At 59.4% G+C, this 20353-nt stretch carries 15 protein-coding genes and 1 pseudogene; 3 read left to right on the plus strand and 13 right to left on the minus strand.

Going from position 1 to position 20353, the window contains the following annotated elements; all coding sequences use genetic code 11:
* Positions 1 to 47: 47 nt before the first annotated feature.
* The 13 genes and pseudogenes from BBOH_RS00715 to BBOH_RS00765 form a co-directional block, all read right to left on the minus strand.
* Positions 48 to 1379 carry an acetylornithine transaminase gene (locus BBOH_RS00715; protein ID WP_081930272.1) on the minus strand — a complete coding sequence of 444 codons (1332 nt, stop codon included), beginning with the start codon at positions 1377 to 1379 and terminating at the stop codon, positions 48 to 50.
* A gap of 237 nt (positions 1380 to 1616) precedes the next feature.
* The gene (gene argB, locus BBOH_RS00720) at positions 1617 to 2603 is read right to left on the minus strand and encodes an acetylglutamate kinase (RefSeq protein WP_081930238.1); all 987 of its coding nucleotides are present in this window, start codon (positions 2601 to 2603) and stop codon (positions 1617 to 1619) included.
* 8 nt (positions 2604 to 2611) lie between these two features.
* Complete coding sequence (gene argJ / locus BBOH_RS00725) at positions 2612 to 3814, minus strand: bifunctional glutamate N-acetyltransferase/amino-acid acetyltransferase ArgJ (protein ID WP_033520213.1); 1203 nt, start codon at positions 3812 to 3814, stop codon at positions 2612 to 2614.
* Entirely contained in the window at positions 3811 to 4590 is a 780-nt protein-coding gene (locus BBOH_RS09425) for an Asd/ArgC dimerization domain-containing protein (RefSeq protein WP_337588427.1), read from the minus strand. The genes argJ and BBOH_RS09425 overlap by 4 nt, the downstream gene beginning before the upstream one ends.
* A 9-nt stretch (positions 4591 to 4599) precedes the next feature.
* A pseudogene (locus BBOH_RS09430) lies at positions 4600 to 5028 on the minus strand (N-acetyl-gamma-glutamyl-phosphate reductase); the annotation flags it as partial.
* Between the two features lie 247 nt (positions 5029 to 5275).
* Complete coding sequence (locus BBOH_RS00735; protein ID WP_052118093.1) at positions 5276 to 5995, minus strand: DUF4190 domain-containing protein; 720 nt, start codon at positions 5993 to 5995, stop codon at positions 5276 to 5278.
* 32 nt (positions 5996 to 6027) lie between these two features.
* On the minus strand, positions 6028 to 8637 hold the full coding sequence (gene pheT, locus BBOH_RS00740) for a phenylalanine--tRNA ligase subunit beta (RefSeq protein WP_033520214.1): 2610 nt from the start codon (positions 8635 to 8637) through the stop codon (positions 6028 to 6030).
* 7 nt (positions 8638 to 8644) lie between these two features.
* Positions 8645 to 9712: a phenylalanine--tRNA ligase subunit alpha gene (gene pheS / locus BBOH_RS00745; RefSeq protein WP_033520215.1), complete on the minus strand. Its 1068-nt coding sequence runs from the start codon at positions 9710 to 9712 to the stop codon at positions 8645 to 8647.
* Between the two features lie 65 nt (positions 9713 to 9777).
* Entirely contained in the window at positions 9778 to 10863 is a 1086-nt protein-coding gene (locus tag BBOH_RS00750; protein WP_033520216.1) for a TrmH family RNA methyltransferase, read from the minus strand.
* 90 nt (positions 10864 to 10953) lie between these two features.
* The gene (locus BBOH_RS08675; protein ID WP_143242338.1) at positions 10954 to 11133 is read right to left on the minus strand and encodes a hypothetical protein; all 180 of its coding nucleotides are present in this window, start codon (positions 11131 to 11133) and stop codon (positions 10954 to 10956) included.
* A 518-nt stretch (positions 11134 to 11651) separates the two neighbouring features.
* On the minus strand, positions 11652 to 14387 hold the full coding sequence (locus tag BBOH_RS00755; protein ID WP_081930239.1) for an ATP-binding cassette domain-containing protein: 2736 nt from the start codon (positions 14385 to 14387) through the stop codon (positions 11652 to 11654).
* Positions 14388 to 14437: 50 nt separating this feature from the next.
* Positions 14438 to 15073: an ECF transporter S component gene (locus BBOH_RS00760; protein ID WP_033520217.1), complete on the minus strand. Its 636-nt coding sequence runs from the start codon at positions 15071 to 15073 to the stop codon at positions 14438 to 14440.
* A gap of 526 nt (positions 15074 to 15599) precedes the next feature.
* Positions 15600 to 16967, minus strand: a complete 1368-nt coding sequence (locus tag BBOH_RS00765) for a dipeptidase (RefSeq protein WP_033520218.1) — start codon at positions 16965 to 16967, stop codon at positions 15600 to 15602.
* 135 nt (positions 16968 to 17102) lie between these two features.
* Between BBOH_RS00765 and BBOH_RS00770 the strand changes: the two genes are divergently transcribed.
* The 3 genes from BBOH_RS00770 to BBOH_RS00780 all read left to right on the plus strand — a co-directional run bounded on the left by BBOH_RS00770 (position 17103) and on the right by BBOH_RS00780 (position 20335).
* The gene (locus BBOH_RS00770) at positions 17103 to 17711 is read left to right on the plus strand and encodes a DUF3043 domain-containing protein (protein ID WP_033520219.1); all 609 of its coding nucleotides are present in this window, start codon (positions 17103 to 17105) and stop codon (positions 17709 to 17711) included.
* 233 nt (positions 17712 to 17944) lie between these two features.
* Positions 17945 to 19468, plus strand: a complete 1524-nt coding sequence (locus BBOH_RS00775; RefSeq protein WP_033520220.1) for a dihydrolipoyl dehydrogenase family protein — start codon at positions 17945 to 17947, stop codon at positions 19466 to 19468.
* An 81-nt stretch (positions 19469 to 19549) separates the two neighbouring features.
* The gene (locus tag BBOH_RS00780; protein ID WP_033520221.1) at positions 19550 to 20335 is read left to right on the plus strand and encodes a DUF4191 domain-containing protein; all 786 of its coding nucleotides are present in this window, start codon (positions 19550 to 19552) and stop codon (positions 20333 to 20335) included.
* Positions 20336 to 20353 lie beyond the last annotated feature (18 nt).

Raw genomic sequence — 20353 nt, forward strand, 5'->3', positions numbered from 1 at the left:
CATTCAAACGACGACGAGACCGCCCGATCTCAGTGAGCCGCAGCCAATCAGTCCGACGATAAGTCTGTCGGCATCGCAGCCAGAATCGACACCGCCTCAGCGATGTCGGCTTCGGAAACGATCAGGGGCGGGGCCAGACGCAACACGTCAGGGGCGACCGCGTTGACGATCAGGCCGTGATCCAAAGCCCAATTCATCGCGGCATGGGCGCAAGGACGCGCCAACTGAACCGCGTTGAGCAAACCGCGTCCCCGAACCGCTGCGAACAGCGGATTGCCGCACGCCATGATCCCACGACGCAGCTGCTCTCCTCGTTGCTCGGCGTTGCCCACCAACCCCTCCTCTTCGATGACGCTCAGCGTGGCGAGCCCGGCCGCGGCAGCCAGCGGGCCTCCTGCGAACGTTGAACCGTGCATACCGGGAGTGAACAGCGAGGCGAGCGGCCTCCCAAATGCGATCATGCCGCCCATCGGGAAACCTCCGGCCACACCTTTGGCGAACGTCACGATATCGGGCATGACGCCACCGGAAAGATCCTCACGTTGGAACGCGAACCATTGGCCCGTCCGGCCGATACCGGTTTGAACCTCGTCGACGATCAGCAACGAGCGGTGGCTGTCGCACAATTCCCGTACACCCTTTACATAGCGCGGATCGAGCGGCCTCACTCCCGCTTCGCCCTGAATCAGTTCGAGCATCACCGCGGCCACGGGCCCGACCCCCGGCCGACCGGCGGAATCGAACGACTCACGCATGGCCGCAAGGTCACCGCATTCAACGAATTCGACCGCTGGCAGCAACGGCTCGAACGGATGCCTGATCGAAGGCTTCCATGTGGTGCTTAAAGCCCCCATCGTGCGTCCGTGGAATCCGTGGGTAAGCGCGATAATACGCGCCGGCGCACCTGCTTGTTCACGCTCGGCTCCTAGCAGCTTTGTGCCGTAGAGTCGTGCAAGTTTGATTGCCGCTTCGTTGCTTTCGGCTCCGGAATTGGCGAAGTATACGAGCGAGCCTTCCGGTGCTCCGGCGATTTGGAGGAGTCTGGCGGCCAGTTCGATTTGAGGCACCGAAGCGAAATAATTGCTCACATGCGCCGTTTTTCCGGCCTGTTCGTTTACCGCCGCCACCCATCTTGGGTGTGCGTAACCCAGCGAATTGACGGCGATCCCCGCCAAAAAATCGAGATATTCGTTGCCGTCCACATCCCACAGTCGTGCGCCTTTGCCGTGGTCCATCACCCGTAACGGGGTACCGAACGCATGAGTGTGCACGGTGTTGTAGAGTTCGATCCATTCCGCACTGCCGCTCCCGAGAGAAGTCCGGGTTGAAGGCTTTGCTGAATCGTTCTCCCGTTTGGCCGTGCAGTCGGGATTCGTCATTCCGGAATGTACGAAATCGTTCATATTGCCGGCATTGTCAGCGCCTATGCCCTTACCTTCATTCGTCATAAGATTCAGCTTTCGTGGTATGTGCTTTCGTTTCGATTGAACATCTTTTGAGGTAATTTCGTGTCTTTATCATGGATGATGACTTTTAAGATCATGGATGCCGTTGGACGCCCGCCTTGGCCAGGACAACGGTCGAATCTTCGTATCCTTTCCAGGCATCCATTTACATTACGTAACCGGCGACCGCTTGCCCCTTCTCAACGTAAGCCCGTCGCCCGGTACCACCATCGTGCCGATGCCATCGCTGGTAAACACCTCATTGAGCAGCGAATGGGGTCGTCTCCCGTCGATGACGTGGGCCTGCGGAACACCGCCGTCCAGCGCGCGTATGCATGCGCGCATCTTGGGCACCATGCCGCTTTCCAGAGTCGGAATCATTTGCCGCAACCGATCGACGCCGATGGAACTGATCAGTGAATCCCGGTCAGGCCAATCGGAATAAAGCCCTTCCACGTCGGTAAGAATAACCAGTTTTCGCGAGTGAAGAGCCACGGCAAGTGCGGCGGCGGCCAGATCGGCGTTCACGTTGAACACCTGTGTCGCGTCTTCCGCGTTCGGAGCGATGGACGAAATCACAGGTATTCTGTCGCCGTCGATCAGACTTTCGACAGACGAGGGGTCGACTTCAGTCACTTCTCCCACAAGACCGATGTCGGTGGCGATCCCATCGATTACCGGACGGTAACGCTTGGCGGCAAACAGCGATCCATCCTCACCGGAAAGCCCGACGGCCAACGGTCCATGCGTATTGATCAACCCGATCAGCTCCCTGGAGACCGAACCGGTCAGTATCATGCGCACCACCCGCATGATCTGCTTTGTCGTCACCCTCAGCCCCGCTTTGAATTCCGATTCGATACCCAAATCACGAAGCATCGCGGATATCTGTGGCCCGCCTCCATGCACCACAACCGGATGCATGCCTACCTGTCTGAGAAAGACCACATCCTGGGCGAAACATGCCTTCAAATGCTCGTCGATCATGGCGTGTCCGCCGTATTTGATGACCACGCGCTGACCGGCGAACTCCTCGAGCCAAGGCAACGCCTCGATAAGCACTTCCGCCTTCTGATCCGGTCGTAAGTCACCTGTCGTGTAGATTCGCTCGAAGGCCTGATGCGTCGTTTGCCGTCCATCGTTACCGTTGTCAGTCATAGCCGTCCTTACGATTCGTAGTCCGCGTTGATGTGCACATAATCATGCGTCAGGTCGTTGGTCAGAACCGTGGCGGCAGCCGTGCCATGATGAAGGTCGATGTGGATATCGACCTGTCGTGCGTCCATCTTCACTTCGGAACGGTCAACACCGGCGCCCCCGTGTTCGCACACGCGCACTCCGTTGATATCGACCGTCACGTCCGTGGGTTCGTAGGCAGCCACATGGACCGGCACGGTGCCCAACGAGCTGACGATGCGTCCCCAGTTCGGGTCATTGCCGTAAATCGCGCATTTGAGCAGATTCGATCCCGCCACAGCCCGGGCGCAGGCCAGTGCCGCATCTTCGGCGTCGGCACCGGAAACAGTGACGACGATGTCGTGTGTCGAGCCTTCCCCGTCACCGATAATTTGCCGAGCGAGATCGCTGCACGCCTGACGAACCAAGTCTGCGAACCGATCGGATTCCGGAGTCACTCCGGAAGCGCCCGAAGCCAGCAGCAGCACCGTGTCGTTGGTGGACATGCACCCGTCCACGTCTATGCGATTGAAGGATTGGCTGACTGCCGAGGTAAGTGCGGATTGTAGCTGTTCCACATCGACCACGGCATCCGTCGTGATCACGCAGAGCATGGTCGCCAATTGCGGGGCGATCATTCCAGAGCCCTTGACCATACCGCCCACGCGATAACCGGAACCGGACAGTCGCACGGTTTTGGGCTTGGTGTCTGTGGTCAAAATGGCATTGGCAGCGTCGGTGCCGGCCTGATCGTCGGAGCCGAGGGCGGACGCCGCCAGCTCGACGCCATTGAGCACATGCTCCAACGGCAGCAGTTCACCGATCAGACCCGTTGAGCACACCGCAACCTCCTCGATGGGAACCACAGCCGCATCATCGCCCCGTTGCATGTCACCGGTCAATGTCTGCGCAACTTTGACGGCCGTCGCTTCGCTCTGCTTCAGACCAGCCTGACCCGTGCAGGCGTTGGCGCCGCCCGAGTTCAGCACCACGGCCTTAATGTGTCCATCCCTGACCACGTCACGGGTCCACTGCACCGGCGCCGCGCAGAAACGGTTTGCCGTAAAGACGCCCGCCGCCGCATCAAGCGGTCCATGGTTGACGACCAGCGCCAAGTCGGGTCTTTGCGTATTCGCTGAGATGCCCGCATGAACGCCGGCCGCCGAAAATCCTGTTGCAAATGTCACGCTCATGGCGCCACTCCTATCGTTGTCAGTCCCTGCTCCTCCGGCAGCCCTAATGCCAAGTTCAGCGACTGAAGTGCCTGACCGGCGGTGCCGCGGTCGAGATTGTCGATTGCGGCAAAACCGTAGAGCCTTTTCGCCCGCCTATCGACGGCCACCTGTATTTGTGCGGCATTCGAGCCAAGCACGGCAGCGGTGGCCGGCATGCAGCCCTCGTCGAGAACCCGTATAAAACGCTCCCCGCGGTATGCCTCATGCCAAACGGAACGGATTCCCTCGTTGTCCAAAGTCATGCCCTTGTCGCTGAGCCTCGCCGAAACCACCGCAAGAATGCCCCGAGCCATAGGAACCAGTATCGGTGTGAACGCGACGGTCATGCCCACCGGATCCTCTTCGCACCGACCGTTCACCGCACCTGCCTGTGAAGCGTGCATCAAATTCTGTACGATTTCCGGGATATGTCGATGCACGCCACCCACGGAATAGGGGGTGGCCGATCCGAACGCTTCCGCCGCCAGGAGACCCGGTCGCTTAGGGTTTTTACCGGCTCCGGAATACCCGACGGCAAGATCCGCAAGAATGTCACCATAGTCAACCAGTCCTTCGGCCACAGCCGGCTGGAAGGCCAACGTCACCGCAGTGACGTTGCATCCCGGACCTGCAATACGTTTGACGCCCTGCTTGTCGGAATGAGGTTCGCCATCAATCCAGTCACTTTCGTTTAACCCGGACTCGCTGTGCGCAACCTTGTGACTAAAGCCTTGCAGCGCTTCACCATCGCCCATGAGCAAATGCCGCTGCCGGATATAGCCGCCACCGGAATCCTTGCCGACGATCAATTCCGGCAGCCCATAAATCCACGGCTCATGAAAGTCCCCTCCGTAATAGTCCGACCAGGCCTGCGCATTTTCAAGCCGATGGTCGGCACCGAGATCAACCACGGCGCACTTGGCTTTCAGGTGCTGCGTCAATGCTCCCGAGACACCATGAGGCAAAGCAAGTACGATTACGTCATGACCGTTGAGATTCTCCGGTGTCGTCGCCGTAATGACCATGTCCGCAAGGGTGGGTACATGCGGCTGGCACTCGCCCAGTCGGTGCCCTGCCGACGAGTCCCCGGTCACCGTCGTGACCTCAAACGCAGGATGGGACGCCAGCAGGCGCAGCATCTCTCCCCCCGCATATCCACTGGCCCCAGCCACCGCCACTGTGTATGTACGCATGGACGTCCCCTTCCGTAACGTACAACATAATACATATATTCATTTATATGCATATTTATTCATCCACATAGTGGACACGAGCTGTCCGGCCTGTCCGTCAACAGGCACGTAAAGACCAATTCCCACATGCCGGTTCGGACGCCACCGGCGTTCTCGCAACAAGCCCTTCCGTGACGACAAGACGCACCGCGCGTTAAGGGAGCCAGTAACAAAAAAGGCCTTGTCCACAAGAACAAGACCTTTACCATCAAGCGTTGACTGAACCGCCACCACCGTTGTTGCCCGAACCACTATTCAACATCTGTTGCATGTAGTCCATAGGGTTAAACCCTTGAGACCACAACCAAATCTCCAAAATGAGCACAAGCACGCCGATAATCACTGCCGCCCAGGCGAGTCCGCGACCTTTCATATGGAATTTTTTCGTACGATGCAGGGAAATAGCGCCGAAAATCAACGGAAAAACCGGATTCCCGATGAAAGCCAGCACAAATGCGAGGATTGCGAAGGCGTCCCAGCGGCCTTTGAGTGGGTTTTGGCTAGGGTCGTTCATGTCGATACCGTTGTAAATATCAGGCTGGTATCCGGGCTGACCCGGGTATGGGTCTGCTTCGTTTTGCCGCATCGGCTGATTGGGATAGCCATAGCCTGGAGCTCCGGGGTAACCGTTCTGCCCTGCGGGGAACGCTGAGTTACCGACGCCGCCCTGGTTGCCGTGATCGCCAGGATTGCGAAAACCGTATCCGAATGGATTTTGGCCTTGATTGCCCACGCCGCCATTGCCCGGCATACCAGTCTGGACCGGGGTAGCGCCGCCATCAGGCTGCCCGTTGTCCTTCGGCTCCGGAGCGCCATACAGATAAGGGTTGTATCCCGCACCGAACTGGCTTGACATGGCACCAAATTCCGGGGTGGCAGATTGTCCGGAATCTCCGGTCCTGTTGATTTGATCGTCGTTGTTGTTCATGGCAGTCCTTGGGTGTTGATCGATTGCGGTTTTCAGGCCCGCAGTTGTGCCCCGAGAGGCGCGGCCTTTTCGACTATGGCGGCACGAAGAGCCTCGGTGTCGGCGGCCTGCAAGGTCCTGTCCGGTGAACGGAACACCACAGCATAGGCCAGTGACTTCTCGTCGCTTTCCATTTGATCGCCGGTGTATACGTCGAACAGTTCGATGGATTCCAGATCATCGCCTGCAGCCTCAACAATCGCCTGCTTGAGCTGCTCCGCGCTGATGGTCTTGGGCACCGAGAACGCCAGATCCTGCTTGACCGGCGGGAAGGTCGAAATCGGCTTGGCCTGCACGGGCTTTCCGTTCAGCGTCGAGAACAAGGCGGTAAGGTCGAGTTCGAAAGCCGCGGAATGCTCCGGGAAACCGAGAGCCTCATTGACATGCGGGTGCAACTCACCCACCATTCCAACGAACACATCGCCCACCATCACCTTGGCCGCACGCCCTGGGTGCCATTGTGCCGGCACATCCCGGGACCGAGGCTGGTCAAGCTGAACCTTGGCACCAAGCCTGTCGGCCACACGGCGCATGGCTTCGACGGCATCGGTCCAATCAACGGCACGACGCTCGCCAAGCCAACCGGTTTCGACCGCCTTGCCGGTCAGGATCGCAGCCACATGCAATGGCTGTTCCGGCAGACCGGCGTCAAGCGCCTCGAGTTGGTCATCGGTGGGCTTGACGCCGCCGGGCAACGCCGGAATGGCGGGCGCGTTCGGATCCCACAGATAGACATGGCCGAGTTCATACAGGCTCACGTCTTCGATGCCGCGGCGGATGTTGCGCTGCACGGTCTGCGCCAGAGTGGGCAGAATGGTGCGACGCAAGTAGGGGCGGTCACCCGCAAGCGGGTTCGCGACCTCGACGCTGACTGGTTCGATGTCGTCTTCATCGTAGCCGAACGCCTTAAAGTCCGCCGACCCCACGAACGGGTAGCTCAGGGTCTCCACCAGGCCGTATTCGGCAAGCTCGTCCGCCACCTGGCGCTGGCGCAACTGGTTGGGCGTCAATCCTATGGAGCTCTCGACCGGAGCCGGAGGCATGGTGACGGGAATCTCGTCATAGCCAACCAGACGCGCGACCTCCTCAACCAAATCGCACGGATCGTTCAGATCCGGCCTCCACGATGGAGGCAATACGAGAATGCGTCCCGGTTCCGCACCCTCGGAGACGGCGCACCCGATGTCTTCGAGAATCTGTCGAATACGCTCGTCGGAGGTATCAAGACCCGTCAACCGTTTGGTTTCGGTGAGCCTGAAGTCAATCCGCGTACGGGCTTGGGTACGGTCCACGTCCACCGGGGTGTCGCTGGGGGTTCCGCCGCCGCACGAAGCGAGCAGATCGGCCGCCATCTGAGCCGCCGCCGGCTGCAACTGATCGTCCACACCGCGCTCAAACCGCTTCGACGCCTCCGAAGGGGTCTTGTGACGGCGTGCCGAACGGGCGATCGTCACTTGGTCAAAGTGGGCGGCCTCAACGAACACGTTCCTGGTTTCGGCCGTCACCTCGCCATACAGTCCTCCCATCACCCCGGCCAGACCCAGGATGCGGCTGGCGCGCACGCCATTGGGCGAATCAGTGATCAGCAGGTCTTCGGGCGAAAGCTCGTGGTCCTTGCCGTCGAGGGTGGTCAGATGTTCGCCCGCGTTGGCGCGGCGGACCACAATGGGACCTTCGATCTTGTCCAGATCGTAGGCGTGCATGGGCTGGCCCAAATCGAGCATCACGTAGTTGGTGATGTCAACGGCCAGCGAAATCGAACGCATCCCGGCACGGATCAGCCGGCGACGCATCCAGCCCGGCGTGGGCGCATCGGGGTTGAATCCACGTACGATCCGCGCATAATAGCGGTCGCAGCCAGGCACGCCGTGGATCGGATTGCCGTCATCAATCTCAACGGCGACATCACCGCCGTTGTCGCCTTCCACAACAGGTTTAGGAGCCTTGGCGTTCAAGGCGACCACCGGATCGGTGTAGGCTGCGCCGGTGGAATGATGGTATTCGCGCGCGACCCCCCGGTACGAAAGCGTGTAGCCACGGTCAGGGGTGATGTTGATCTCCAGAACGGGCTGATCGAGGTGCAGCAGGTGCATCGCGTCGTCACCTGGCTTGAGCGCTTCGGCCTCTTCCTTGCTGAGATCGTAATGGTTCAGCAGAATGATGCCGTTGTGGTCGTTGCCAAGCCCCAGCTCGCGTTCGGAGGCGCACATGCCGTTCGAGATGTGCCCGTAGGTCTTTCGTGGCTCGATCTTGAAGTCGCCGGGAAGCACGGCACCGGGCAGCGTGACGACGACCTTCTCGCCGGCGGCCATGTTCGGCGCTCCACATACGATGCCGCGCGGCACTTTATCACCGTTCTCGTCGGTCTCGTTGTATTCGTCACCGACATCCACGTGGCACCAGTTGATGGTCTTGCCGTTCTTCTGCGGCTCGGGCGTGCAGTCGACCACGTAGCCCACCACGATGGGCCCGGTGACCTGGGAGGCGTGAATCTCCTCCTCCTCAAGGCCGACACGCACCAAATCCTTGGCGAGCTGTTCGTATGTAAGGTCGGCGGGAACTTCGACATGCTCCTTGAGCCAGTCAATATCAATCATCGGCATTGGAAATTCACTCCCCCATCACAAACTGCTTGCTGAAACGCACGTCGCCCTCAACAAGGTCGTGCATGTCATTGATATCATGGCGCAGCAGCAACGTGCGCTCCATGCCGACACCGAACGCGAATCCGGTGTAGACATCCGGGTCGATGCCTGCGGACCTCAGAACGTTCGGGTTCACCATGCCGCAACCGCCCCATTCGATCCAGCCAGGTCCCCCCTTCTTGTCTGGGAACCATAGGTCAAGCTCCGCACTCGGCTCAGTGAAGGGGAAGTAGCTGGGACGCAGGCGGCTCTTGGCCTCCGGCCCGAACATGGTGACCGCCAGCTTGTCGAGCACACCCTTGAGGTCGCCCATCGTGAGGTTCTTGTCGACCGCAAGCGCCTCGCACTGATGAAACACAGGTGTATGCGTCGCATCGAGCTCATCCGTGCGGAACACACGGCCCGGGGATGCTATGTACAGCGGCACGCCACGAGCAATCAGGCCACGTACCTGATCTGAGGAGGTCTGCGTGCGCAGGACCATGTTGGAACCGACAAAGCCCGCCGCGTCCCTGGCCTGGTTGCCTTTGACGTAGAACGTGTCCTGCATCTGGCGCGCGGGATGGTCGGGGCCGAAGTTCAGTGCGTCGAAGTCGTACCATTCGGTTTCCACCTCGGGGCCTTCGGAAATCTGCCAACCCATCGAGATGAAAAGATCCTCGACGTCCTCCATGAGCTTGGGCAGCGGATGACGGCTACCGATCGGCTTGCGGTTGACCGGCAACGTCATGTCCACCGTCTCGCTGCCGAGCTTTCGCGCCTCATCCTCGGCCTTGACCTCCGACTCCTTGAGCCCATAGGCGCGTCCGAAGTCCGCACGAAGCTTGCCCATGAGCTGACCGGCCGTCTTCTTCTCGTCCTTGCCGAGACCACCAATGGCCCGGCTCGCTTGCGTCATCACCGAATCAGCGCCGGCATATTGCGCTTTGATCGCCTTGAGACCCTCCATCGTGGAGGCATCCTTGATCTTCGCGATGCCCTCAATGACCGCGTCGGTCACCTTTTCGGCGTCGAATGTCGAACTCCCTGCCACCAGTAGCCTTTCCCTTCACTTCAGCACGAATCGCGCCATGCGCAAATTGCACCAATATCAAGCCTTCACAGCCTCCCCATTGTTTCAATATGACTCGACATAGCGAGCGAGAAAAGCATGACCGCCGCACTCGTGGCGAGGTTCAACGACTCCGCCTTGCCGTAAAGCGGAATCGAAACGATGCGATCGACTCGCCCGAGCACTTCTGCGGGCAGGCCACGCGCCTCGTTGCCGAACAGGACGGTACGGGGTGACCTTCCATCGTTACGCACCTCGTCGCCAGCGGTCTGCCGATCAGAAGGCATGCGGTAAGCGTGCAAATCTCCACCGATGACTTCGACAAGAGACTCGGGCCTGACCTCCGGCGTGCCATAGACATCAGCCGCCATCACCTCACGACCGTCCGACCGCGCCCAATCAAAGAATTCGTCCGTTGTCATCGTCACAACGGGAATGTGGAACAGGGAGCCCGCGGTCGAGCGGATGACCTTGGGATTGAACCGGTCCACGCAGTCGTCGACGAAGATAACCGCAGCGCACCCGGCCGCATCCGCGGACCGAATCACCGTACCCGCATTGCCCGGGTCCCGCACCTGCCAGAACGCGGCGACCGTGGTCGACTCAGTGTTCGAATTCGTGTGCGCATCGGCCTTCAAGACGACCTCTGACAAGTCGCCCGGAGCCATCCGTCGCCCTCTGGCGGGAACGGCATTTGCCATCGATGTCGGATTTTCGGCGCCATCGGTCTTACGGTCTGGCGACAAAGACGTAGAATTGGCGAATGCGGCAGAACGTTCTTGCATCACGCTTTCGAAGGTTTCCGTCTGAGCCACGGCGACGATGCCCTGTGAATCATCGCTCATTTTATGCATTACACTAGCGGTGACATGATGTATATACAATCCTCGCCGGTCAGCCTCGTCCACGATGTCGGCTACGACCTTGGAAAACAGCCCCTGCGGCCCGTCCCCCATCTGTACATACACATCCACGAGCGCTGTGGGCACCCAGCGCACAGCCTCGCGGACGGACTGAGGTCCCTCGACAAGGAACCTCCCCGCTTTCTTCCGTCCGTGCGACTTGGCTAGATCGGCCACGCGCCGCACGCGCTCGGACTTCACGTTCTCGATGACATCAGGGTTCATAGGCATGCTCCCAACTTTACGCGACGCATGCACCAAGCCAGGTTCCCTCTTTTTTCAGTCATCTATATGGCAGGCTCAGGGCGCTTTGAAAGCATTTCACAAACCGTCAGCGAACAACTCCGGATCGATGGCAACGGCCGTCATCCGTCGTCGCTCCTGACCGTTCCAGTACTCAGCCTTGCCGGAATTACAATTGTCGCACAAGCGCGCCGCCACTTCCTGCACCTTGAGCTGCCTCGATTCCCACGATAATGCAGCACATACTGACATTCTCATCTTCAAAATCGTTCAATCAACCGAATGGTGTCATTCAATCACCATCCGTTTGGGAACGCAGTCTCTTTGCAAGGAATTCGGCGGTATTCGTCGTCGATGACAAGGGACTGCGCGAAGTCGCCGGAGATGTGAGCCAACAGAATTCGACAAGCAGACCGCACCCCGATTCAAAATCGCGGCAGGCGCATGCCGGTTTGCCTCGCGAACACCCAGGCGAGTCTCATATACGCCAATGCAGAGCAGGGCATACACCTGAGCGCCCGGATATTCGGGGAAAGCAACGCGGGAAGTGCGCAAAAGGAACCGAGCCGACAAGTTCGTGCGTGAGCGCCTGAATTTAAGCACCAAGGCTCGCCGTTCCAGAGGGCGTCCGCCTTACCTCCGGCATCTGCCACCATAGCAACGGCCAGAGTCTACGCATGGCCCAAAATCAACCAGCTTGAGCGTAATCGCAGCCCAAAGTCTTCGTCTCGCGCCTTTAAATCTATCCGCCATCAACGAGATTTGCGTTCGACGGTTTACCCGCCGAAGAAGACGAAGGCACCGGCTAGGGCGGCCGAAGTCAGGGCGATTACGGGGATGACGAGGCACACCGCCACGAAGACCCAGTCCCGGGGATTCACCACGCTGATGCGGGCATGAGTGCGCGGGACGTCGGCGCCGAAGCCGCGGGCCTCCATGGCGGTGGCGAGCATGGTGGAACGGCGGATCGACAAAACCAGCAGCGCGAAGGTTTGCGGGAAGAACGCCTTGACCTTGTTCTCGTCGCCGAGACCCCGCGAACGGCGTGAGGCCGTCAGGGCAACCCAGTCATCACGCAGCACCGAGAAGAGACGCATGCCCGCGAGCCCGCCGTAGACAAAGCGGTCGGGCAAGTGCAGGATCTGGCTGAGCGCATCGGCCAGATCGGTCGTCTCGATGCCAAGCACCGCGATGATCGCAGGAATGCCGATGGCCAGTATTCTGATGCCGGTCGCCAGCGCAAGGAACGCGGAACGGCTGGTGACATGAATCATGCCCCATTGCCACCACAACGCCCCGCCCGACTTGCCGTAGAGCAGTACGGCCAATGCGGAACCGGGCGCCCCCACCCATACGGGCCATGACGATTTGATGACTTGCAGCGGCGAAAAGCCGATGCAGAGCAACAGCGCAAACTCAATGGCCAGCGCAACGCTTGCGGAAACCCAATCCAGGCTGAGAATCATGGGGAAAGCAATCAAAAATCCGCCGAAAAGGCGGAACACCGGATTCAGGGACGACAAAAACGGCGAGCGACTCGTGGCTCGAACCGCCTCACCGCGGTGTTCAACCGGACTGACCGGGATATGGGTTCCGGCCTTGATGGCTCCCGTCGACTCCGAGGTATCCGTAGGACCACACGATTGGCCGTTCATCGTGGACGTTCCGCTTGATGCGGATGTTTGGTTGGGCGACGTTCCGTCTAGCGTTGACGTACCGTCTGACGCAGGACGGTCCTTCTGCAGGCCGTCGCCAGACGCACCGATGGCCTCAAGCTCGACGACGCGGGCGCCGAGCGCGGTGACGAGTTCACGGTCGTGAGTAACGACGATGACGCTCACCCCGTCACCGCGCAACGAATGAATCAGTCGCACGATCTCGGCCCAGGTCCGACGATCCTGTCCGAACGTCGGCTCATCCAGGATGATGACGCGCGGCGAGGAGGCCAGGGCCGCGGCCACGGTCAGTCTGCGTTTCTCCCCGCCGGACAGCGTATACGGGTTGGCCGAGGCATATTGGGACAGACTGAACCGTTGAAGCAGCTCACGGGCACGTCGCTCGGCCTGCTCCTTAGACGTGCCTATACGCGTCAATCCGAGCATCACCTCGTCGAGCACGGTGCCACGGGCGAACTGATGCTCTGGATTTTGGAACACATATGAGATGCGCGCGGCCAGTTCCATGGAACGCCAACGCATCGGATCGTCACCCTTGGCCCCTTCGGCCAGCACTGAGGCAGCGACCACACCGCCCGACACTGGTTCCAACAACCCTGCCAGAGTGAGCGAAAGCGTTGATTTGCCCGCTCCGTTCGCCCCCACCAACGCCGTGATTTGGCCGGCGTTGAAGCTTAGGTTGATATGCTCGGCGATGGCCTTGCCGTCCCTGCCTATCGACAGATCGTTGGCGGAAAGCAATGGTTGGTCCGAACCAACTGCCGGATCGGTGGTCGGCTCGTTTGCGGTATGGATACGGGTGATCACATCCTGTTTTCTCTGATATTGGCCTGGCACCCAGATGCCCAAACCCGCAAAATCAAGGTTCGGGTCAGCGAAAATCTCTTCTGGCGAACCGTCCGCCACAATAACGGTGCGACGGAAGCCGCTGTGGTCAATTTCAGCCGCGTCACCGCTCTGCGTCACGCGCACACGCCGTTGCTCGTCGGACTCGAGTCCCAATACGACCACCCGGTCAATCAGGTCGATCCACGGCCCGGCACGGTGCTCGACCAACAGCATGGTCGATCCGCTCGCATGAAGCACGTCGCCCACGGCGCCGACAATCTGCTCCACACCTTCCGGGTCCAGATTTGCGGTCGGTTCATCCAGTAACAGAGCACCCGGTCGCATGGCCAAGGCTCCGGCCAGGGCGAGCCGCTGCATCTGCCCGCCACTCAAATGCATGGTGGAACGGTGCAGTTGTAGGCCATCCAGACCGACGGCATGAAGACTCTCGTGAACCCTAGGCCAGATGTCTTCACGGGGCAGACCCATGTTTTCCGGCCCAAAAGCCACGTTATCGCCCAAACGCTCGAAAATCGCCTGCGCATCAGGGTCCTGCAGCACCAAACCCACGCGACCGCGCGCCAGACTGGCCGGCACGCCGTCAATCAGCACGGAACCTTCGGTCAGGCCGCCTTCCGCGTCCTCCATCAGCACGGCAGCACCGGCTGCCGGTTCATTCACAGACCGTCCGGCCTCGTCAGCGCCGTCCATGCCGGCACCCTCGGCACCCAGCAAGCCGGCCGCACCCTCGAGTATGGTCGACTTGCCGATGCCGGAGGCTCCGAGCAACAGCACCCGCTGGCCGGCCTCGATCGTCAGATTCAGCCCCCGCACCGCAAAATGGCGACGCGACGCATGCCGATACCCCCAATTGTCGAACCGTATTACGGCGGGAGAAGGGGCGGAAACACTAGGGGGCGTTGGCGTTCCGGCCTTCGCTTCGATCTGGCCCCCTTGTGAAACCTGCGCGGTCTTCGGATGAAATGCCGGGAACTGTTCAGTACGCATGCGTCCTCTTCAGTGAATTCGTTCGGTTACCTTGCAATGCACCAAATCGGTCACGAATCGAAACCGGATGAGCGACGGATGGCCCGACCCGACGCGAATTTGTCGATTGCGCCGGTCTTGGCGATGGCCACATATAGATACCACATGAGCACGCCGGAGATGGCACCACCCGAAACCAGTGTGGTCACGAGGTACCACACGCCATACACACCCATGAAATTAAAGCCTTGCAGATGGGTCAGGAAGGTGAAAGTCCAGCAGCCGATGCCCGACACGACGCCCGACAATGCTGCGGTCCCAAGGTTCCAGATCTTATAGACCACGACGACGAAGACGATCTCGGCACATGCACCTTGCACAAAGGATTGGAGGAACGTCTCCAGCCCTCCCCATTGATTGCCGAACAAAGACTCCAGGACGCCCGCGATGACTTCGGCGTAGATCGCGGCCCCCGGCTTACGGACGATAAGGGCCGCCAAAGGCCCGGCGAACAGCCACAGTCCGTTGATGAACCCGGCGAGCCCCGGCACCAAAGCGTCGAGAGGCGTGAAAACAGGCGAGTACAGAAGACCCACGACCCAATAGATGATCGAACTGGCCACACCGATCGCCGAGGCCACGGCGATGTCAACGACCCTCCACCTGAGGTTCGGGCCGGCAATCACTTCATGTTCAGATTGTGACATAATTGTGCCTTTCGCTTATACGCGCCGCGTTTCGGCGTGCATGAAGGCACGGGAAAATAGACATCCGTGCGCCAGCATTATCTGGAATCACGTTCATCCGGTCGAGGGACAACCCTCATCTCAGCCATATCGGTAACCGTCACCGACGCAGCCCCCGTGTCAGCTCGATATCCTAGAGCATGCCCTCGTCAATGCATGATGGGACGGCATGGCCGAGGCAAAAGACGTGTTGTTCGAGGCACTCCGGGTCGCTCGACCGGTCTTACTCCCGAACAACACCTATTTTGCCCCAGCCGCTGACGAAAAACGAGATCCAACCACGGTCATGGAGGTGGCTTGTTATCATAAACGCGATATGCAATTAATGCCATGTCCACTCGCGCTTAACAGTTACATCCCCTTACACAGGGGTGTGCGACGGACAGACCCATGTTCTGCATAGGCTTGGCCGAACCGCCTTGAGCGTCGAAAACAATGGGCCTTTCGACCTCACCCACAACCAAGGTTGAAACTCAATCCACAGTAGCTACTCACCCAACTTCGATAGGATCAGCGCTTCGGTGAGGATGTTGTTTTTCAGGCTCTTAAGGTCTATGGACTCGTTCGGACTGTGGGCATTGGCCTTCGGGTCCTCCGGGCCGGTGACCAGCACCTGCGCGTCGGGGAAGATGCGCTGCAGTTCGGGGATGAACGGAATCGAACCGCCCTCGCCCTTGTTCACCGGCTCGACACCGAACGCCTCGCGCATCGCGGTCATGGCATCCTTCGATGCCTCCGCGTCCGGATCCATGCTCCACCCCATGCCCTGATCCAAGGTCTCGACTCTCACTTCGGCGCCAAACGGGGCGTGGGCAATGAGAAAGTCCGTCACGGCCTTGGCCGCGTCTTCGGGACGCTGACTTGGTGCGGTACGAATGGACAAGCGGAATCGAGCGGTGTCGGCGATCACGTTGAACGAGCCTTCGACCGGGTGCGCGTCAAAGCCGATGACGGCGATACTGGGCTTCACCCAAAGGCGAGAGGCGAGCGAATCCCTGCCTGCAAGCCGATACGACTCGACAACACCTCCATCCGCACGGAAACCCTGCTCGTCGATGTCTCGTTGCAGACCCCCGACAGGTTCCTGCGAAGCAAGCCCTTCGATGGCCAGTTCACCATCTTTGTCATACATTGAGCCGATAAGCATGGCCGATAGCGTGTTGGCATCGAGAATCGGGCCACCGAACTGTCCGGAATGAACAGGGTGTTCAAGCACTTTGAGCGTCACATCCAAATCGGTGTTGCCGCGCAGGCTGGTGGTCAGGCTTGGAACCTCCGCGCTCCAGTTGCCGGAGTCGGCGACAATGATGACATCCGCATCGAACTCGTCCCTATGCGCTTCGATGAACGGGATGAAACTGGGCGAGCCCATCTCCTCCTCGCCTTCGACAAACACCTTGACATTGACCCCGAGGTCGTCACCCAACGCCCGAAGAGCCCCTGAATGAATGGCAATGCCGCCGCCGTCGTCAGCCGCTCCTCTGCCGAACAGACGACCATCGATCTCCGTGCCGACGAACGGGTCGGTGCTCCATGCCGAAGCATCGGGCACAGGCTGTACATCATGATGGGCGTAAAGGAGTACAGTGGGCGCCGCAGGATCGACGATCTTGGAACCGATCACCTCATAGGCTCCGTCGGTGCCATCGGGATTTCGGGACTGAACCACTCGAGCGTCCACGCCCTCTTGCGCCAGCTGTTCGGCCACGAACTGCGCCGAACGCTTCATATGCTCGCCGGTGATGCCTTCCGCAGACACGGATTTCAACGCTATCTTCTGGTTGAGCAAATCAACCACCCTTGAGAAATCGCTTTCCACGCGACCTCTGAGCTCCTCGGCGTCCAATGCCGTCATATCCGCACTCCCCCCGTATTGTTGACCCGCACTCAAAGCGGCTTGTCAGAACCAGTATAAAGACACGAACGCTATGACGCGAACACGGCGAACGTTGCGACCGGCGAGTCGAGGCTTACCCGTAATCTCAAAGCCATGACATGGAACCCCTTCAGCAGCAAAAACAAGAAGGACGTCGACGCTGAGCCGGAAGCGAAAACCGAAGCGACCCAAGGCAAAGGCCGACCCACCCCGAAGATGAAAGAGGCGCAGTCGCGCAACCTGCATCCGTTGGTCCCCAAGGATCGCAAGGCCGAGGCAAAAGCGGCGAAGAAGCGCATCCGTGAGCGTGAGGACCGACAGTACGAGGCGATGCGCACCGGCGACATTCCCAACATGCCCCGACTCGAACAAGATCCGGCGCACATTTACATGCGCGACTATATCGACGCACGGTTCAATATCTCCGAATATTTCATGCCGGTCACACTCATCGTGCTTCTGCTGATGATGGTGCTGATGGTTCAGTGGCCGGCGCTCTATTTGCCGTTGATGATTGCCCTTTACGTCTACCTTTTCGCCTGCGTCATTGATGTGTGGCTCATGTGGCGCAAGCTCAAGCCGAAACTGATTGAAAAATACGGCGAAAAGTCGGTGGCCAAGGGGTCACGCGCGTTTTCGTACGCCATGCAGCGCACGATTCAGCCCCGACGTTGGCGCATACCCAAGCCGCGCGCCAAGAAGCGCGGTGAATGGCCGAGGTAGACCACAGAATCGGCTCGGTTCGATCCAACGCTCAGCGAGTATCATAAATGCGTGACACGGTTGGCGGACCAGACTCAACAACCATGGTTTCATGCGACGTTGTTTCAAACGACTTTCAATATGAATTCCGCGCAGACGACGTCGCATTACATTAATCGAGTCGAAATGACCGAAGCAAGTGGCGCCCCGGAAACCAACCCGTTGCCAAAACATTTGAAATCGATTGGAGCAGAATGGTCGAGCATTACGACATTGCGATCATCGGTGCAGGCCCGGGCGGCTATTCCACGGCTTTGAGGGCCGCGCAGCTCGGGCTCTCCGTGGCTCTCGTCGAAAAGGACCAGAAGCTCGGAGGCACGTGTCTTAACCGTGGCTGCATCCCCTCCAAGGCGCTGATCGAAGCGACACGAACGATTGCCGATGTGCGTGACGGCGCGCGTATGGGCATCAACGCCAGCATCGAGTCCATTGATTTTGAACGGCTCAACCGCTACAAGCAGGATTCGGTCGTCTCCATGACGGAGGGTCTGTCCTCCCTTCTGAAGGCTCGTGGCGTAACGGTTATCACCGGATCGGCTGAAATGACAGGCCCCCGCCAGATCGCGGTCAGCCCATCAAACCAGGATCATGCCCCCGGATCCGAAGACCGGCGGCACCGAACAGGTGAGCGTACGGATGGTGATTCCGACAGGGTCGCAAGGCACGCTCAGGCTTGCGTCCGCATCATCGAGGCCGACGATATTGTGCTGGCGACGGGTTCTCGGCCCAGACCACTGCCGGATATCCCCTTCGAAGGAACGGTCATCGACTCCACGACCGCTCTCGACCTTCCACGCTTCCCTCGTAAGGCGACGATTATCGGATCAGGAACCATAGCGGTTGAGTTCGCCTCGATGTGGCGTCAGGCCGGTGTTGAGGTCACGCTGCTCATCCGTGGCGACCGCGTACTGTCGGCTTGGCACCGACGCACATCCCAAGCCCTGACCCGCTCACTCAAGCGGCAAGGCGTAAACGTCATCACACACAGTCATGCACTGCGAATAGACGGCTCCGATCGGTCTCAACCGTCTACGGCGTTGCGTTATATCACCGAAGGGGACGATGGCGAACATACCCTTACGACCGACATCGTGCTGGTGGCCATCGGACGCGACCCGAACACCGACGAACCTTGGTTCGAGACGAACTCGCTGAATTTGGACGAGCACGGCCTGGTCGTCACCGATGAATACGGACGTACGAATTTGCCGCATGTTTGGGCTCTTGGCGACATCACCAAAGGGCCGGGACTGGCTCATCGGGCCTTTGCGCAGGGACTGGCTATTGCGGAAACGATCGCAGGACTCCATCCACAGCCGGTGGATGACAACACCGTCGCCAAAGTCGTGTTCACCACGCCACAAGCCGCCAGCGTGGGATTGACGCTTGACCAGGCGAATGACGATGACGCGGTTATCTCCGCCGAGGAAACCATCTATCCGATGCTGGGCAATCCAAGAATCATGATGAGTGGCCAACCCGCCTCACTGGCGCTCGTCACCGGCCGATACACCGAGCTTCCGGACGTGACCGTGCTACTCGGCGCACACATGCTTGCCCCCGACGCAGGCGATCTGATTGCCGAGGCCGAAGAATTGATCGGGAATAGGGTGCCGCTCGACCGTGCATCAAGCCTGATTCATCCACACCCGACTTTTGCCGAGGCGATGGGCGAGGCATTGCTCAAAGCAGACGGACGACCACTCAACACGCGGTAGAACAAGTGCTGACATAGGCAGTCAGTGGCACTGCTAGGATTGACATAGCATTCATCGCGAAAGCACAGCAAAGGAAAGCCAATGGCAGAAGAGAAGAAAGCCAAAAACAAAGGGCCGAAAATCATCCGGCAGATCATTCAGATTTATAAGTACACCAAGCCGGAGGAGCCACTGCTGCCCTGGATGTTGCTTGGCGCGTTCCTGCTGCCTATCGTGCTCGGCGTGGTTCTGGGTCTTATCATGCACTGGCACTGGCTGACATGGATCTTCATGATGATCTTGGTGGTCATGGTCGGAGCGCTTCTGTTCACAATGACGCTCACCAATCGCGCGGACAAGGTCGGTTTCGCGAAGCTCGAAGGCAAGCCGGGTGCGGCGGTGAGCGTGTTGAGCAACATCAACAAGGCCGGTTACTACTTCTCTGAAACTCCCGTATGGATCGACCCGAAGACCAAGGAAGCCATCTGGCGCGGAACTGGATACAACGGAATCTACCTGCTGGCGGAGGGCAACAGAAGCCGTCTGGCGCGCCCCCTGCAACGTCAGGAGCGGGCCATCAAGGGTGTTGTGGCAGGCTCGTCAATTCCGGTGTACAGCATTTCCGTAGGCACCGAGCCCGGTCAAACCAAGCTCAGAGATCTGCGCAAAACAGTGCTCAAGTGCAAAACCTACGAACCCACGGACCATAAGTTCCTCCTCATGCAGAAGGTTCATCCGCGTAGACGTTTCGTGCTGACCAAGGAAGAACTCACCACGCTTAATGAGCGTCTACGGACCTTGCAGGAAAAGCGAGGCCTGGGCATTCCCAAGGGCATGGATCCAACCCATCCCCAACATATCAGCCGTCGTGCGATGCGCGGCCGCTGAGTGCAGCCATGATCCATG

Source organism: Bifidobacterium bohemicum DSM 22767 (genome assembly GCF_000741525.1).
GTDB lineage: Bacteria > Actinomycetota > Actinomycetes > Actinomycetales > Bifidobacteriaceae > Bifidobacterium > Bifidobacterium bohemicum.